At 68.5% G+C, this 16,871-nt stretch carries 16 protein-coding genes and 1 riboswitch; of the genes, 12 read left to right on the plus strand and 4 right to left on the minus strand.

Annotation, left to right across the window (positions count from 1 at the left end):
• The first annotated feature begins 5 nt into the window (after positions 1–5).
• The 3 genes from glpD (at position 6) to AC0KUR_RS32005 (ending at position 3,934) form a co-directional block, all read left to right on the plus strand.
• Entirely contained in the window at positions 6–1,529 is a 1,524-nt protein-coding gene (glpD, locus tag AC0KUR_RS31995; RefSeq protein ID WP_034189036.1) for a glycerol-3-phosphate dehydrogenase, read from the plus strand.
• A 105-nt stretch (positions 1,530–1,634) separates the two neighbouring features.
• Positions 1,635–3,137, plus strand: a complete 1,503-nt coding sequence (glpK, locus tag AC0KUR_RS32000) for a glycerol kinase GlpK (RefSeq protein WP_034189035.1) — start codon at positions 1,635–1,637, stop codon at positions 3,135–3,137.
• 80 nt (positions 3,138–3,217) lie between these two features.
• Positions 3,218–3,934, plus strand: coding sequence for an MIP/aquaporin family protein (locus tag AC0KUR_RS32005; protein ID WP_027785355.1), 717 nt, complete (start codon positions 3,218–3,220; stop codon positions 3,932–3,934).
• A 73-nt stretch (positions 3,935–4,007) separates the two neighbouring features.
• Here the strand turns inward: AC0KUR_RS32005 and AC0KUR_RS32010 are convergent, their stop codons facing one another.
• Entirely contained in the window at positions 4,008–4,292 is a 285-nt protein-coding gene (locus AC0KUR_RS32010) for a hypothetical protein (RefSeq protein ID WP_200089098.1), read from the minus strand.
• Between the two features lie 108 nt (positions 4,293–4,400).
• Between AC0KUR_RS32010 and AC0KUR_RS32015 the strand changes: the two genes are divergently transcribed.
• The gene (locus AC0KUR_RS32015) at positions 4,401–5,087 is read left to right on the plus strand and encodes an HAD family hydrolase (protein ID WP_034189103.1); all 687 of its coding nucleotides are present in this window, start codon (positions 4,401–4,403) and stop codon (positions 5,085–5,087) included.
• A gap of 70 nt (positions 5,088–5,157) precedes the next feature.
• Here the strand turns inward: AC0KUR_RS32015 and ribB are convergent, their stop codons facing one another.
• The 3 genes from ribB to AC0KUR_RS32030 all read right to left on the minus strand — a co-directional run bounded on the left by ribB (position 5,158) and on the right by AC0KUR_RS32030 (position 8,396).
• Positions 5,158–5,868: a 3,4-dihydroxy-2-butanone-4-phosphate synthase gene (gene ribB / locus AC0KUR_RS32020; RefSeq protein WP_034189033.1), complete on the minus strand. Its 711-nt coding sequence runs from the start codon at positions 5,866–5,868 to the stop codon at positions 5,158–5,160.
• Between the two features lie 118 nt (positions 5,869–5,986).
• A riboswitch (FMN riboswitch) is annotated at positions 5,987–6,135 on the minus strand.
• 186 nt (positions 6,136–6,321) lie between these two features.
• Positions 6,322–7,005: a helix-turn-helix domain-containing protein gene (locus tag AC0KUR_RS32025; RefSeq protein WP_049031911.1), complete on the minus strand. Its 684-nt coding sequence runs from the start codon at positions 7,003–7,005 to the stop codon at positions 6,322–6,324.
• Between the two features lie 215 nt (positions 7,006–7,220).
• Complete coding sequence (locus AC0KUR_RS32030; RefSeq protein WP_473376892.1) at positions 7,221–8,396, minus strand: MFS transporter; 1,176 nt, start codon at positions 8,394–8,396, stop codon at positions 7,221–7,223.
• 146 nt (positions 8,397–8,542) lie between these two features.
• On the opposite strand from AC0KUR_RS32030, the gene AC0KUR_RS32035 reads away from it, so the two are divergent.
• The 8 genes from AC0KUR_RS32035 (at position 8,543) to lnt (ending at position 16,863) form a co-directional block, all read left to right on the plus strand.
• Positions 8,543–9,475: a LysR family transcriptional regulator gene (locus AC0KUR_RS32035; RefSeq protein ID WP_034189031.1), complete on the plus strand. Its 933-nt coding sequence runs from the start codon at positions 8,543–8,545 to the stop codon at positions 9,473–9,475.
• 213 nt (positions 9,476–9,688) lie between these two features.
• On the plus strand, positions 9,689–11,062 hold the full coding sequence (miaB, locus tag AC0KUR_RS32040) for a tRNA (N6-isopentenyl adenosine(37)-C2)-methylthiotransferase MiaB (RefSeq protein ID WP_034189030.1): 1,374 nt from the start codon (positions 9,689–9,691) through the stop codon (positions 11,060–11,062).
• Between the two features lie 29 nt (positions 11,063–11,091).
• Positions 11,092–12,138, plus strand: coding sequence for a PhoH family protein (locus tag AC0KUR_RS32045; protein WP_034189029.1), 1,047 nt, complete (start codon positions 11,092–11,094; stop codon positions 12,136–12,138).
• Positions 12,139–12,272: 134 nt separating this feature from the next.
• Positions 12,273–13,049, plus strand: a complete 777-nt coding sequence (ybeY, locus tag AC0KUR_RS32050; protein ID WP_034189028.1) for an rRNA maturation RNase YbeY — start codon at positions 12,273–12,275, stop codon at positions 13,047–13,049.
• Between the two features lie 12 nt (positions 13,050–13,061).
• Positions 13,062–13,694, plus strand: a complete 633-nt coding sequence (locus AC0KUR_RS32055; RefSeq protein ID WP_473376893.1) for a gamma-glutamylcyclotransferase — start codon at positions 13,062–13,064, stop codon at positions 13,692–13,694.
• Between the two features lie 43 nt (positions 13,695–13,737).
• Positions 13,738–13,887, plus strand: a complete 150-nt coding sequence (locus AC0KUR_RS32060) for a hypothetical protein (RefSeq protein WP_167361875.1) — start codon at positions 13,738–13,740, stop codon at positions 13,885–13,887.
• 335 nt (positions 13,888–14,222) lie between these two features.
• On the plus strand, positions 14,223–15,110 hold the full coding sequence (locus tag AC0KUR_RS32065; RefSeq protein WP_034189026.1) for an HlyC/CorC family transporter: 888 nt from the start codon (positions 14,223–14,225) through the stop codon (positions 15,108–15,110).
• A 52-nt stretch (positions 15,111–15,162) separates the two neighbouring features.
• On the plus strand, positions 15,163–16,863 hold the full coding sequence (lnt, locus tag AC0KUR_RS32070) for an apolipoprotein N-acyltransferase (protein WP_034189025.1): 1,701 nt from the start codon (positions 15,163–15,165) through the stop codon (positions 16,861–16,863).
• Positions 16,864–16,871 lie beyond the last annotated feature (8 nt).

The following is a 16,871-nucleotide window of genomic DNA, read 5'->3' on the forward strand; positions in this document are numbered from 1 at the left end:
AGCAGGTGATCCAACCGAATCGCTACGATCTGCTCGTCGTCGGCGGCGGCATCAACGGCGCGGGCATCGCGCGCGATGCGGCCGGCCGCGGCCTGTCGGTCCTGCTCTGCGAGCAGGACGACCTCGCGTCGCACACGTCGTCGTCCAGCACGAAGCTGATTCACGGCGGCCTGCGTTACCTCGAATACAACGAGTTCGGGCTGGTGCGCAAGGCGCTGCAGGAGCGCGAAACGCTGCTGCGCGCGGCGCCGCACATCATGTGGCCGCTGCGCTTCGTGATGCCGCACATGCCGAACCTGCGCCCGGCCTGGCTGATCCGCATCGGCCTGTTCCTCTACGATCACCTCGCGAAACGCGAACTGCTGCCCGGCTCGCGCGGCATCGACATGCGCCGCCACGCGGCCGGCGCGCCGCTGATCGACTCGATCAAGCGCGGTTTCGTCTATTCCGACGGCTGGGTCGACGATGCGCGTCTCGTCGTGCTGAACGCGATGGATGCGAAGGAGCGCGGCGCCGAGATCCTGACGCGCACCCGGCTCGTCTCCGCCGAACGCCGCGGCGACGAATGGGAAGCGCGGCTGCAGCACGCCGACGGCTCGATCCAGGTCGTGCATGCGCGCGCGATCGCGAACGCGGCCGGCCCGTGGGTCGGCGAAGTGCTGCACGGCGCGCTCGGCCGCGGCGCGCATCACAGCGTGCGGCTCGTGAAGGGCAGCCACATCATCACGCGCCGCCTGTTCGATCACGATCACGCATACATCTTCCAGAACCCGGACAAGCGGATCATCTTCGCGATTCCGTACGAGCACGACTTCACGCTGATCGGCACGACCGACGTCGAGTACACGAACGATCCCGCGAAGGTCGCGATCGATCGCGACGAGACGCAGTACCTGTGCGATTCGATCAACCGCTACTTCAAGCGCAAGATCTCGCCGGCCGACGTGCACTGGACCTACTCGGGCGTGCGCCCGCTACTCGAGGACGAGAACGCGGCGAACGCGTCGGCCGTCACGCGCGACTATCGCCTCGAGCTGGACGACGGCGCGGGCGCCCCGCTGCTGTCGGTGTTCGGCGGCAAGATCACGACGTTCCGCAAGCTCGCGGAAGAAGCCGGCGACATGCTGTGCCGCGCGCTCGGCCGCGACGCGAAAACCTGGACCGCCGGCGTCGCGCTGCCGGGCGGCGACATCGCGGACGCGAAGTTCGACGTATTCGCCGACGCGTTCGCAAAACGCCATCCGTGGCTGCCCGCCGCGCTCGCCCGCCGCTATGCGCGTGCGTACGGCACGCGCGCCGAGCGCGTGATCGACGGCGCGAAGTCGCTCGCCGACCTCGGCGCCGAAATCGCCCCGGGCATCCACGAAGCCGAACTGCGCTACCTGCGCGACGCCGAATGGGCGACCTGCGCGCAGGACGTGCTGTGGCGCCGCTCGAAGCTCGGCCTGCACGTGACGCCGGGCACGCTCGACGCGGTGACGGCCGCGGTCGACGCATGGTTCGCCGCCGCGCACGCGCCGCACGCGTGATCCGGATGCTGTTGCAGTTGCCGTACCGACGTTGATTCACCGACGCGCCGCCCCACATGCGGCGCGCATCACAACTACGCCAATCCACGGATGGAGATGAGAGACATGCAGGACCAGTACATCCTCGCGCTTGACCAGGGCACCACGAGTTCCCGCGCGATGCTGTTCGATCGCCAGGGCAATATCGTTTCGATCGCCCAGAAGGAATTCGAACAGATCTACCCGCAACCCGGCTGGGTCGAGCACGACCCGCAGGAAATCTGGTCGACGCAAGCCGGCGTCGCCGCGGAAGCCGTCACGCGCACGGGCCTGAACGGCACGTCGATCGCCGCGATCGGCATCACCAACCAGCGCGAGACGACCATCGTCTGGGATCGCGAGACGGGCCAGCCCGTCTACAACGCGATCGTCTGGCAGGACCGCCGCACGGCCGACTTCTGCGACTCGCTGAAGAAGCAGGGGCTCGAGGCGAAGGTGCGCGCGAAGACCGGCCTGCCGATCGACTCGTACTTCTCCGCGACGAAGATCCGCTGGATCCTCGACAACGTGCCGGGCGCACGCGAGAAGGCGCGCCAGGGCAAGCTCGCGTTCGGCACCGTCGACAGCTGGCTCGTGTGGAACTTCACGAAGCACGAACTGCACGTGACCGACGTGACGAACGCATCGCGCACGATGCTGTTCAACATCCACACGCGCGAGTGGGACAGCGAGCTGCTCGAGCTGCTCGACATCCCGCGCAGCATGCTGCCGGAAGTGAAGGCGTCGTCGGAAATCTACGGCCACACGAAGACCACCGTGTTCGCGTCGAAGATCCCGCTCGCGGGCATCGCCGGCGACCAGCACGCGGCGCTGTTCGGCCAGATGTGCACGACGTCGGGCATGGTGAAGAACACCTACGGCACCGGCTGCTTCCTGATGATGAACACCGGCAACAAGCCGATCGAGTCGAAGAACAACCTCGTCACGACGATCGCGTGGCAGATCGGCGACGACGTGCAGTACGCGCTCGAAGGCAGCATCTTCATCGCGGGCGCGGTCGTGCAGTGGCTGCGCGACGGCGTCGGCATCATCAAGACGGCCGCGGAAATCGAAGCGCTCGCCGCGAGCGTGCCGCATACCGACGGCGTCTACCTCGTACCCGCGTTCGCCGGCCTCGGCGCGCCGCACTGGAACGCACGGGCGCGCGGTTCGGTATTCGGCGTCACGCGCGGCACGACCTCCGCGCATCTCGCGCGCGCGGCGCTCGACGCGATCGCGTACCAGTCGCTCGACGTGCTGGCCGCGATGGAAGCCGATTCGGGCATCAGCATCGGCGAGCTGCGCGTCGACGGCGGCGCAAGCGCGAACAACCTGCTGATGCAGTTCCAGGCCGACCTGCTCGGCGTCGATGCGGTGCGCCCGCAGATCACCGAGACGACCGCGCTCGGCGCGGCCTACCTCGCGGGCCTCGCGATCGGCTACTGGAAGAACCTCGACGAAGTGCGCGACCAGTGGCAGCTCGATCGCCGCTTCTCGCCGTCGATGCCGAAGGAGCAGGTCGATCGCTGCATGTCCGGCTGGCAACGCGCGGTGCGCGCCGCGAAGGCATGGGCCGACGACGCCCAGTAATCCTCCGGTATCCCAACGAAATACAACAACACCGGCGGACCGCGCCACGCGCGAGTCCGCCGCGACATACGAGAGACAACATGTCACCTTATATTGCAGAATTCATCGGCACGGCGATCCTCGTGCTGCTCGGCAACGGCGCGGTCGCAAACGTGCTGCTTGCAAAGACCAAGGGCAAGGGCGCGGACCTGATCGTGATCGTGATGGGCTGGGCGATGGCCGTGTTCGTCGCCGTGTACGTGACCGCGTCGTTCAGCGGCGCGCACCTGAACCCGATCGTCACGATCAGCCTCGCGCTCGCGGGCAAGTTCGCGTGGTCGAAAGTCGGCGGTTACGTCCTCGCGCAGATGCTCGGCGGGATGGCCGGCGCGCTGCTCGTGTGGCTCGCGTATCGCCAGCACTTCGCGAAGGAAGCCGATGCGGACCTGAAGCTCGCGGTGTTCTGCACGGCGCCGGCGATCCGCAGCGTCACGCACAACGTACTGACCGAAGCGATCTGCACGTTCGTGCTGATCCTCGGCGTGCTGTACCTCGCGTCGCCGCAGGTCGGCCTCGGCGCACTCGACGCGCTGCCCGTCGGCCTGCTCGTGCTGGGCATCGGCATCTCGCTCGGCGGCCCGACCGGCTATGCGATGAGCCCGGCGCGCGACCTGTCGCCGCGCATCATGCACGCGCTGCTGCCGATCCCCGGCAAGCGCGACAGCGACTGGCGCTATGCGTGGGTGCCCGTCGTCGGCCCGCTGCTCGGCGGCGCCGCGGCAGCCGGCCTGTATCTGCACCTGCACGCCACGATCTGATCGCGGCCTGAAGAAGCACGTGGCGTTCGGCGCCGCGCGCTTCGTCCTTCTCTCGCCCCGCCCCCCCTTTTCGCTACCGGTCGCTCGCGGCCGTCACCCGCGATTTCCGCTTCACGTTCGTCTCCATGACGACGACCGGCGTCACGTCGATCACGCGCTCGACCGGCATTCTCTCCAGCCGCATTTCCCAGACGAATCCCGATGCACGCCCGAAGCCGCTTGCGGCGGCGAGCCGCGCGATGCGCATCGGATGGGAGTGGATTTCCGCGTCCTCGTCGAGCACGCGCCCGCCCGTCGGCACGCCCTTCGACAACGGCGGCCGCGCGCCTGACAGGCGGGCCTCCGCACCGATCGGCACGACCCGGCCGCATCGGGCAAATTTGCCGAAACGTCACGCGGCGCGCGCATGAAAGCACGTATGATGGCGAATTGATCGGCGTCGCCGATTGTCCGCTTGTTCACCATCATGCTCGATCACCTCATCTGCGACTGCGACGGCGTGCTCGTCGACAGCGAAGTCATTGCCGACCGCGTGCTGCTCGACACGCTGTCCGCCACGTTCCCGAACCTCGATTTCGAAGCCGCCGCGAAGTCGGCATTCGGCCAGCAGACGTCGCGCTTCCTCACCGGGATCGAATCCCGCTTCGGCATCGAGATGCCCGCGAACTTCATCGAGACCATCGAACACAACATCGAGGTCGCGCTCGCGCAATCGCTCGCACCGATCTCCGGCGTGCGCGATGCGCTGCTGAAGGTCACGCTGCCGGCGGCGGTGGTCTCGAACAGCCGGCTCGTGCGGGTGCGCAATTCGCTGAAGCGCGCGTCGCTCACCGAGATCTTCGGCGAGCGCGTGTTCAGCTCGGAACAGGTGGCACGACCGAAACCCTACCCCGACGTCTACCTGCACGCGGCGCAGACGCTCGGCGTCGCGCCGGCGCGCTGCATCGTCGTCGAGGACAGCGTATCGGGGTTGAATGCCGCGCGGGCGGCCGGGATGAAGACGATCGCGTTCGTCGGTGCGAGCCACATCCCCGACAATTACGCGGACGCGCTGCGCGCGATGGGCATCACACGGATCATGCGCAAGATGGACGAACTGCCCTCGCTTGTCGAGGCCGGCATGCGCGGCGAATTCGGCGACGTGCAGTCCTGAGATTCATGCAGGCCGGATCAGGTCGATCCGGCCCGCCGCGGATGCGCGAACGCACCCGCTTTCCCGTCACTCAGGCCGGCTCGCAGCAGCGCTCGCGCGCGGCCGCCAGCGCCTCGCGGAACTCGACGAGTTCCGCGATCGTCAGCATCGGCAGCCCGTGCCGTTGCGCGAAACGCTCGACGTCGTCGCCGCGCGTCATCGTGCCGTCCGGATTCATCAGCTCGCACAGCACGCCGGCCGGCTTCAGGCCCGCGAGGATCGACAGGTCGACCGTGCCTTCGGTGTGACCGCGGCGCGCGAGCACGCCGCCCGGTTGCGCACGCAACGGAAACACGTGGCCGGGGCGCACGATGTCGTGCGGCTTCGCGCCTTCCGCGATCGCCGCGCGGATCGTCGTCACGCGGTCGGCCGCCGACACACCGGTATGCACGCCTTCGCGCGCTTCGATCGACACCGTGAACGCGGTGCCGTTGCGGCTCTCGTTGGTCTGCACCATCGGCGGCAGCTCGAGCGCGCGCACCGTGTCGTCGGTCAGGCACAGGCACACGATGCCGCTGCACTCGCGGATCAGCAGCGCCATCGTCTCGGGCGTGATGCGCTCGGCGGCGACGATCAGGTCGGCTTCGTTCTCGCGGTCGTGGTCGTCCTGCAGCACGACCGCGCGGCCGGCGCGCATCGCGTCGAGCGCAGCGGCGATGCGCGGCGGCACCGGTTCGGAATCCAGCAACGGGAGATCGGCAAAGGCGTCGGCCGGTGCCGACGAACGGGACATCAAGGACATGTGAAACGCTCCTCGCAAATACGATTTGGGCGAAAAACGTTCCAGGGCATTGCAAACAGACAGAACGACAACCCGCTTCGCACGCATCGCGAAGCGGCCCTGACGGACATGACTATCTGCACATCTTCTCTCATCCGGACTATGACCGTCGGCTCTGGCATTCGACCAGATCTGCTGACCCCGCGCGGATGCGCGGGCGCTCGCGGGCTCGCCGGCTTACGCCAGCCTACCGCCGGTGGGGATTTTCGCCCCGCCCTGAAGACGCACTGATTGCCGGACGGGGGTTCCCCGTCAACGGCGGGCCAAGCATACAACAGCTGCGCACGAAGCGCAGCGCACCACACCTAAAACCTTACTGACGACTCCGTCTAACGGCATCGTCCGAACGGCCGACTCTCCGGCCGCACGCCCGCGACACAGCGCGACAGCGGCCGTTGCGTCGCGCCCGCGCGGTCAGTGGGCCGCATGCGCCGCATCGGGCACGAGCCAGCGCGGCGGCACCTCGGGGCTCACCGTCACGCGAAACGCGCGCGCTTCGCTGTCGCCGGGGTTGCGCAGGCTGTACGGCTGGTCGGCATCGAACACGATCGCGTCGCCGGTCGCCAGCAACTGACGGCGGTCATGCACGCTGACTTCGAGCGTGCCTTCGCTGACGACGAGGTTGATCGTCGTGCCGGGGGCACGGCGCGCGCCGGGCTCCGTATGCAGCGGCGCGATCCGCAGTTCGTGGAATTCGGCCGCGGCCGGCTCGCCTTCCGGATACAGCGCGCGTGCCGAGAAACGCCCGTTCGAACTGACGACGCGCGACGCGCGCTCCGCCGCCAGGTGCTCGAAGCCGTTTACCGCGTGGCGGCGCAGGAACGCGGCGACCGACACCTTCAGCGCCGCGGCGATCTTGCAAAGCACCTTGATCGACGGCACGCTGCGCGCCGACTCGATCTGCGCGAGCATCGCGCGGGATACGCCGGACAGCCGCGCGAGCGCATCGAGCGACAATTGCCGCTCGGCGCGCAAACGCGCGAGGTTCACGCCGACGACCTGCTCGAGGGCGTCGAGCGACGCGGACGCGTGCAGGTCGGCCGCGTTGCCGGACTCGAAGGAAGACACGTCGCGCACGAGCGCCAGGGATGAAGACATAGCATTGCCTCCGGGCCGCCGTGCGGCCCTGCGTAGGGGGTAAGCCGGGATCGGAATCGGGTTGCGCCAGCCATGGCGCGTATCGAGACGCTATCACCCGGCCTGGCACGGGCAAACGAAGTTATCTTCACACCGTTATCACCATTGCGGAGGAATGCGTTTCTCGCGAACCTTTTCCTGCCGCTATCGCGTCGCCGCCCGGCCCCGTGACGCGCTCACTGCGCTGCCGGCGCCGCGCCGCGTGCCGGGCCGCGCGCGTCGAGCCGCATCGCGAGCCACGTGACGACCAGCGCCGCGAACGTGACCGCGACGGCGACCCACGGCAGCGCGTCGAGCGCGAGGCCGTGCTCCAGCGCGAGGCCGCCGAGCCACGCGCCGCCGGCGTTGCCGACGTTGAACGCGCCGATGTTCAGCGTCGACGCGAGATGCGGCGCGCTCGCGGCCTTCTCGACCACGCGCGCCTGCAGCGGCGGCACCGTCGCGAACGCGGCGATCCCCCACACGAATACGGTGACGGCGGCCGCGACCGGCAGGTGGCTCGTCTTCGCGAACACGGCCATCACGGCCATCAGCGCGACGAGGATCGCGATCAGCGACGGCATCAGCGCGCGGTCGGCGAGCTTGCCGCCGAGCGTGTTGCCGATCGTCAGCCCGGCGCCGAACAGCACGAGGATCAGCGCGACCGAACGCGGCGCGTAGCCCGACACGGTTTCAAGAATCGGCGCGATGTACGTGAACACGACGAACACGCCGCCGAAGCCGAGCACCGTCATCAGCAGCGCGAGCCATACCTGCGGCTCCTTCAGCACGCGCACTTCGTGGCCGAGGCCGACCGGCCCGCTGTCGTGACGGTTCGGCACCAGCGCGGCCACGCCGCCGAGCGACAGCACGCCGAGCGCGGCGACGATCCAGAACGACGCGCGCCAGCCGAGCAGCTGGCCGACGAAGGTGCCGAACGGCACGCCGAGCACGTTCGACAGCGTGAGCCCCGTGAACATCAGCGCGATCGCGCTCGCGCGCTTGTCGGCCGGCACGAGCGACGCGGCGACCACCGCGCCGATCCCGAAGAACGAGCCGTGCGCGTACGACGTGACGACGCGCGCGACCATCAGCATCGCGTAGCCGGATGCGGTCGCGCACAGCACGTTGCCGACGATGAAGATCGCCATCAGCAGTTGCAGCGCGGCCTTGCGCGGCATGCGGCTCGTGAGCACCGCGAGCAGCGGCGCGCCGACCGCCACGCCGAGCGCGTAGCCCGTGACGAGCAGGCCGGCCGACGGCAGCGACACGGCGAGGTCGTGCGCGACTTCGGGCAGCAGGCCCATGATGATGAATTCGGTGGTGCCGATGGCGAAGGCGCTGATCGCGAGCGCCAGTAACGGGATGGGCATGACGTTCTCCGGAAGGCGGCGGCCGCGGCGCCCGATCGGTGCCGCACCGCACAAGAAGCGGGATGTGCGCGCATTGTCCCGAAGACGCCTATATTTGATAATTGGCGTGGCATTTGAACCATTTTCAAAAATTTCTGGAAAATCGCATGGACCGACTGGGCGATATCCGGCTGTTCGTCGAAGCCGCGGAGCTAGGCAGCCTGTCGGCCGCCGGGCGCAAGCTGAACCTCACGCCGGCCGCCGCGAGCGCGCGCCTCGCGAAGCTCGAGGCGAAGATCGCGACGCGGCTGTTCGAACGCTCGACGCGGCAGTTGCGGCTCACCGACGAGGGCAGGCTGTACCTGAACTGCTGCCGCCAGGCGCTGCAGGCGCTCGACGACGCGGACGCCATGCTGCAGGAAGGCCGCAACGTCGTCGGCGGCAAGGTGCGGCTGTCGTCGACGTCCGATTTCGGCCGCAACCAGCTGCTCGACTGGCTCGACGAATTCACGACGCTGCACCCCGACGTCACGTTCGCGCTGACGGCATCCGATTCGTCGTCGAACCTGTGGCAGGACGAGATCGACCTCGCGATCCGCTTCGCCGCGCCGCCGGACGGCGCGCTGATCGCCCGCCGGCTCGCCACCAACCGGCGCGTGCTGTGCGCGGCGCCGTCGTTCGTCGAGCGTCACGGCTCGCCGGCCGATCCGCACGATCTGGCCCGTTTTCCATGCAACGTGATCACGATCGCGTCCGGGCCGATGAACACCTGGCATTTCACGCGCGGCGACGAGGTGCAGATCCATACGGTGCCCGTATCGACCGCGTTCGAGACCAACGACGGCGGCCTCACGCGCGAATGGACGCTGCGCGGCCACGGCATTGCGCTGAAGTCGCTGTGGGACATCGCCGACGACGTCCGCGCGGGCCGCCTGCGCGTGCTGCTGCCCGACTGGCGGCACCAGGACGCGCCGCTGCACGCGATCTATCACAGCAAGCGCTACATGGCGCCGCGCGTGCGCGTGCTGCTCGACTTCCTCGCCGAACGCTTCGCGCGCGAGGAAACCGCGCTCGACGACCTGCTGAACGCGTGCCGCTGACGGCCGGTACCCGGCCTTTCAGGGGTCGGAACCTGACACCCGGCGTCGCGCGGCCGCAACCCGCCGCCCGTCCGGGGCGGCGCGAAAAGCTATAATGGAAGGCTTTTCCGACGGCCTTTCCTGCTCGCCGCGCGCATCCGCGTGCCGCGCACGGCCGTCCCGATTCACCCTTGACGACGCCCCCAGGTCAACCACTGCGAACGGCGAATCCCCATGACCAAGAAAGTTTACGTAAAGACCTTCGGCTGCCAGATGAACGAGTACGACTCGGACAAGATGGTGGACGTGCTCAACGCCGCCGAAGGCCTCGAGAAGACCGATACGCCCGAAGACGCGGACATCATCCTGTTCAATACCTGCTCGGTGCGTGAAAAGGCGCAGGAGAAGGTGTTCTCCGACCTCGGCCGCGTGCGCGAGCTGAAGGAAGCGAAGCCCGGCCTGCTGATCGGCGTCGGCGGCTGCGTCGCGAGCCAGGAAGGCGCGTCGATCGTGTCGCGCGCGCCGTACGTCGACCTCGTGTTCGGCCCGCAGACCCTGCACCGCCTGCCGCAGATGATCGACGCGCGCCGCGCGAGCGGCCGCGCGCAGGTCGACATCACGTTCCCGGAAATCGAGAAGTTCGACCACCTGCCGCCCGCGCGCGTCGAGGGGCCGAGCGCGTTCGTGTCGATCATGGAAGGGTGCTCGAAGTACTGCAGCTACTGCGTGGTGCCGTACACGCGCGGCGATGAAGTGTCGCGCCCGCTCGACGACGTGCTGACCGAAGTGGCCGGCCTCGCCGACCAGGGCGTGCGCGAAGTCACGCTGCTCGGCCAGAACGTGAACGCGTACCGCGGCGCGCTGGCGGCCGGCTCGTCCGACATCGCCGATTTCGCGACGCTGATCGAATACGTCGCCGACATCCCGGGCATCGAGCGGATCCGCTACACGACGTCGCACCCGAAGGAATTCACGCAGCGCCTGATCGACACCTACGCGAAGGTGCCGAAGCTCGTGAGCCACCTGCACCTGCCGGTCCAGCACGGCTCCGACCGCATCCTGATGGCGATGAAGCGCGGCTACACGGTGCTCGAATACAAGTCGGTGATCCGCAAGCTGCGCGCGATCCGCCCCGACCTGTCGCTGTCGACCGACATGATCGTCGGTTTCCCCGGCGAGACCGAGGACGATTTCGACAAGATGATGGCCCTGGTGCACGAGATGAGCTACGACACGAGCTTCTCGTTCATCTACAGCCCGCGCCCCGGCACGCCGGCCGCGAACCTGCACGACGACACGCCGCGCGACGTGAAGCTCAAACGCCTGCAACATCTGCAGGCGACCATCGAGGAGAACGTCGCACGCATCAGCCAGTCGATGGTCGGGAAGGTCGAGCGGATCCTCGTCGAGGGCCCGTCGCGCAAGGACCCGAACGAACTCGCGGGCCGCACCGAGAACAACCGGGTCGTGAATTTCCCGGCGCCGCTCGCCGCGCACCCGCGCCTGATCGGCCAGATGATCGACGTGCGGATCAACCATGCGTACCCGCATTCGCTGCGCGGCGAGCTCGTGCTCGTCAGCGGCGATGCGAGCGCGGCCACCCACTGATTGACGCTCAACAGGAGCCCGACGCTACTTTGAAGACCGTCCAAGCACTGGAATTCACTGCCCCGCGCGACGACAACGCGCGCCTCGCCAACCTCTGCGGCCCGCTCGACGAGAACCTGCGGCAGATCGAACAGGCGCTCGACGTCACGCTCGCGCGGCGCGGCCACCGGATCACGATCCGCGGGCGCGGCGCGAAGCTCGCGCTCGCCGCGCTCGAGAACTTCTACAACCGCGCGCGCGATCCGCTGTCGGTCGACGACATCCAGCTCGCGCTGGTCGAGGTGCGCCACACGACCGGCAACGGCCGCCAGGACACGCTCGACGTGCGCTTCCGCGGCGACCCCGACCATCCGTTCGACGAGCCCGTCGTGCAGCTCGACGCCAGCGAGCCGGACGAGGAACCCGCGCCGAAGCTGTACACGCGGCGCGCCGACCTGCGCGGCCGCACGCCCGCGCAGCGCGAGTACCTGAAGCAGATCCTGTCGCACGACGTGACGTTCGGCATCGGGCCGGCCGGCACCGGCAAGACCTACCTCGCGGTCGCGTGCGCGGTCGATGCGCTCGAGCGCGACCAGGTCAAGCGGATCGTGCTGACGCGCCCGGCCGTCGAGGCCGGCGAGCGGCTCGGCTTCCTGCCGGGCGATCTCGCGCAGAAGGTCGACCCGTACCTGCGCCCGCTGTACGACGCGCTGTACGACCTGCTCGGCTTCGACAAGACCGCGAAGATGTTCGAGCGCCAGATGATCGAGATCGCACCGCTCGCGTACATGCGCGGCCGCACGCTGAACCACGCGTTCATCATCCTCGACGAGGCGCAGAACACGACGCCCGAGCAGATGAAGATGTTCCTCACGCGGATCGGCTTCGGCTCGAAGGCCGTCGTGACCGGCGACACGAGCCAGGTCGACCTGCCGCGCGGCCACAAGAGCGGCCTCGTCGAGGCGCAGCAGGTGCTCGGCGGCGTGCGTGGCATCGCGCTCACGCGCTTCACGAGCGCGGACGTCGTGCGTCATCCGCTCGTCGCCCGCATCGTCGAGGCGTACGACGAGTTCCACGCACAGCATCAGGACGGCTGAGCGGCAGCCTGCCCTGCCCCCACCCTGCCGGCCCGGCCCGCCACACGGCGCGCCGGGCTTTTTTTGCCCGGTCGAATTCGGGTGGGATCGGCCGTTTGGTGTATCCTCGACGCGTCCCAATCGCCGTACGCGTCATGAAATCTTCCCGTTCCCGCAAGTCCGGTCGCGCCCAGTCCGCCGCGCCCGAATCCCCCCGTCTTTCGCTGTTCGACGCGAAGGGCAAGGCCCGCACCGTCAACGCACAGGGCCTGCGGATCGACTTCCCGGACGGCCGCAGCCTGATGTTCGACCTGTCGGGCAGCTCCGGCGACGCGGCCGTCGCGATCGTCGCGCAGCACAACGATCCGGCGATGCGCGCGAAGCTCGCGCTGCAGCCGGAGCACTACGACAGCGTAACGCTGCACGTGGGCGCCGAGCTCGCGCCGCGCGAGGACGACCACGACGACGCACCGCGCGCGCTGGAACTCGACCTGTCCGTACAGTATGGCGACGAAATCACGAGCGACGTGCGCAAGACGCTGCCCAAGCGCAAGCTGATCGCCGAATGGATCGAGCCGGCGCTGTTCGCGAGCGCGCAGCTCACCGTGCGCTTCGTCGGCGAAGGCGAAGGGCGCACGCTGAACGCCGGCTACCGCCACAAGGACTACCCGACCAACGTGCTGACCTTCGCGTACGACGCGGCGCCCGACGGCACCGTGATCGGCGACCTCGTGCTGTGCTGCCCGGTCGTCGAGAAGGAAGCGCACGAGCAGGGCAAGCCGCTCCTGGCCCACTACGCGCACCTGCTGGTGCACGGCGCGCTGCACGCGCAGGGCTACGACCACGAGACGAGCGACGAGGACGCGGCCGAAATGGAAGCGCTCGAAGTCGACATCCTCGCGAAGCTGGGCTTCCCGAACCCGTACCAGTAAGCCTTTCGCACGATGCGCAACGCCGCGATGCTCCCGCCCGCCTACCCGCCGTCGATCGGCGACGGGCGCCTGCTGACGGAAGACGAGCTCGCGGCCTCGCTCGCGCACACGATGCGCGACTGGGACGGCCGGCAGGATCTCTGGCTGTTCGGCTATGGCTCGCTGATCTGGAACCCCGGTCTCCCGACCGTCGCCGCCGTGCGCGGCAAGGTACACGGCTACCACCGCGGGCTCTACCTGTGGTCGCGCGTGAACCGCGGCACGCCCGAACGCCCGGGCCTCGTGCTCGCGCTCGATCGCGGCGGCTCGTGCTCGGGCATCGCGTTCCGGCTGTCGGGCCCGACCGCGCAGCCGCACCTCGAGACACTGTGGAAGCGCGAGATGCCGATGGGGTCGTACCGGCCCGCGTGGCTGCCCTGCACGCTCGAGGGCGGCGAACGCGTGAACGCGCTCGCGTTCGTGATGCGCCGCGACGTACCGACCTATACGGGCAAGCTGTCCGACACCGTCGTGAAGGAAGTGTTCAGCTGCGCGGCCGGCCGCTACGGCACGACGCTCGACTACGTGAGCCGCACGGTCGACGCGCTGCGCGCGAGCGGCATTCCCGATCGCGCGCTGGAAGGGTTGCTCGCGCGATGCAAGTGACGCGATCCCGCACCGCCCGCGCATTCGAACGAGGCGCCCACCGATGAAACCGTCACGCTGGTCGCGCTGCAAGGTCGCCGCGCTGCTCGTCGCCGCGAGCGTCGCCTTGTCCGGCTGCGGGATCCTGGGCTGCGGCGGCGCCGCGACCAACGGAGCGGCCGCCGGCGGCTGCTCGGCCGGCATGCGCTTCTGAGCCCCCCTTCCGCTTCCGAGCCCCCTTTCGCCCCCGTCTTCGACCGCGATCGCATGCGGCGGATTGCCGCCGATGCCAACCGGCCGGCCGGTCGTTTTCCCCGTTGCGCCGCCCCGTCCTGCCCGAACCTGTTTTTTGCGCTGCTGCGCCTTCGCCCTTTTCTGGGATAGGATGGACCCGAGGACGAGGTCGCGCCCGGCGCGGCCGTCCGCGAGCGGGGCCCGCGAGCCGCCCGCCCTGGCCGTGCGGCCGGGGTGACACGGTCGCGTCGTGCCCTTGGTGTATCCTTGCCTACTCCGTGACAGCGCGCCCCGGCATGACCCGGGCGCACCACCATGAACGATTCGTATCCCAGTCGTAAGCCAACCGACAAACCGCAAGAAAAGCGCTCGCTGCTCGAGCGCCTGACCGACTTCATCTCGCCCGAGCCCGAATCCCGCGGCGAGCTGCTGGAAATCCTCCAGGACGCCCACGAACGCAACCTGATCGACGCCGACTCGCTGTCGATGATCGAAGGCGTGTTCCAGGTCTCCGATCTGTGCGCCCGCGACATCATGGTGCCGCGCGCGCAGATGGACGCGATCAACATCGCCGACAAGCCCGAGGATTTCATCCCGTTCGTCCTCGAAAAGGCGCACTCGCGCTACCCCGTGTACGAGGAGAACCGCGACAACGTCATCGGCGTGCTGCTCGCGAAGGATCTGCTGCGCTTCTATGCCGAAGAAGAGTTCGACGTGCGCGGGATGCTGCGCCCGGCCGTGTTCATTCCGGAATCGAAGCGCCTGAACGTGCTGCTGCACGACTTCCGCGTGAACCGCAACCACCTCGCGATCGTCGTCGACGAATACGGCGGCGTGGCGGGCCTGATCACGATCGAGGACGTGCTCGAACAGATCGTCGGCGACATCGAGGACGAATACGACTTCGACGAGGAAGCCGGCAACATCATCTCGGGGCCGGACGGCCGCTTCCGCGTGCGTGCGCTCACCGAGATCGAACAGTTCAACGAGGCGTTCGGCACCGATTTCCCCGACGACGAAGTCGACACGATCGGCGGCCTGATCACCCATCATTTCGGACGCGTGCCGCATCGCGGCGAGAAGCTGCAGCTCGGCAACCTCGTGTTCGAGATCCAGCGCGGCGATGCACGCCAGGTGCATGTGCTGCTGGTGCGCCGCAACCCGCTCGCCAGCCGTCGCGCCGAAACCTCGCACGAAGACTGACCGTTCCGCGCCAGCCGCGTTTCCTTCAACCGCTCGCCCACTTCCGCTTCACATGGACGATCCGATCCCGTCCCGCCCGGCTGGCGGCCTCCTCGCGCCGGCGCCCGGCCGCGCGCTGCCGCGCTGGCACTACCCGGCCGCGCTGCTCGCGGGCGCGGCCAATACGCTCAGCTTCGCACCGACGCCGCACGGCGGCTGGCTGCAACTCGTCGTATTCGTCTGGTTTTTCGCGCAACTGACGCGCACGTCGAGCTGGCGCGGCGCCGCGCTCACCGGCGGCGCATTCGGCTTCGGCAACTTCATCAGCGGCATCTGGTGGCTCTACATCAGCATGCACGTGTACGGCGAGATGGCCGCGCCGCTCGCGGGCGGCGCGCTCGTGCTGTTCGCGCTGTACCTGTCGCTGTACCCGGCGTTCTCGGCCGGGCTGTGGTCGTTCTGCGCGGGCCATGCGTGGCATCGCCGTACCCCCGATCCACGTCCGTTCTCGCCGACCTGGCACGGCGCGTTCGCGTTCGCGAGCGCGTGGGCCTTCGGCGAATGGCTGCGCGGCACGCTGTTTACCGGCTTTCCGTGGCTCGCCAGCGGCTACCCGCAGGTCGACGGCCCGTTCGCGGGCTTCGCGCCGGTGGTCGGCGTATACGGGATCGCGTGGGTACTCGCGCTGTTCGCGGCGCTGGTCGTGCAGGCGCTCGTCGCCGCGCGCCCGGCGCCCGCGCGTGACAACGGCGCCGGGAGTGCAGGCGGCAACCCGCGTGTGCGCATCGCCGCGCCGGCCGGCGTGGCGGTCGCGCTCGTCGCGGCCGGCCTCGGGCTGTCGCAGGTCACGTGGACGGTGCCCGCGAATGCGCCGCTCACCGTGCGGCTGCTGCAGGGCAACGTGAAGCAGGACATCAAGTTCGAGCAGGAAGGCATCGACGCGGCGATCAAGATGTACCAGCGGATGATCATCGAGAAGCCGGCCGACCTGATCGTCACGCCGGAGACCGCAATCGCCGTGATGATCCAGGAACTGCCCGAGCCGTTCGCCGTCGCGATCCGCAAGTTCAGCGACACGACGGGCTCGGCCGTGCTGTTCGGCGCGGTCGGCGCGTCGGTGACCGAGGACGGCCACTACGTCGACTATACGAACAGCCTGTACGGCGTGACGCCGAACTCGCGCGACATCTATCACTACGACAAGCACCATCTCGTGCCCTTCGGCGAATTCATCCCGTGGGGTTTCCGATGGTTCGTCGACCTGATGAAGATGCCGCTCGGCGATTTCGCGCGCGGCGCGCCGGTGCAGAAGCCGTTCCTCGTGCACAACCAGCCCGTGATGGCCGACATCTGCTACGAGGACTTGTTCGGCGAGGAAATCGCCGCGACGATCCGCGACAACCCGCAGCCGCCCGGCGTGCTCGTCAACGTGACGAACCTCGCGTGGTTCGGCGACACGATCGCGCTCGACCAGCACCTGCAGATCGCGCGGATGCGCTCGCTCGAAACGGGCCGGCCGATGCTGCGCTCGACCAACACGGGGATGACCGCCGCGATCGACGCGCACGGGCGCGTGCTCGGCCAATTGAAGCCGTTCACGATCGGCTCGCTCGACGTGCGGATCGAAGGCACGAGCGGCTTCACGCCTTACGTGACGAGCGGCAACAACATCGTGCTCGCGGTGTCGTTCGTGCTGCTCGCGTTCGGCTTCACGTTCGGGCCGGGGCTGCGCCGGCGCAATGGCCGCAACAACGGCGGCGATCAACCCGAATGACGCAAGCG

Source organism: Burkholderia sp. YHN3-13 (assembly GCF_055810675.1).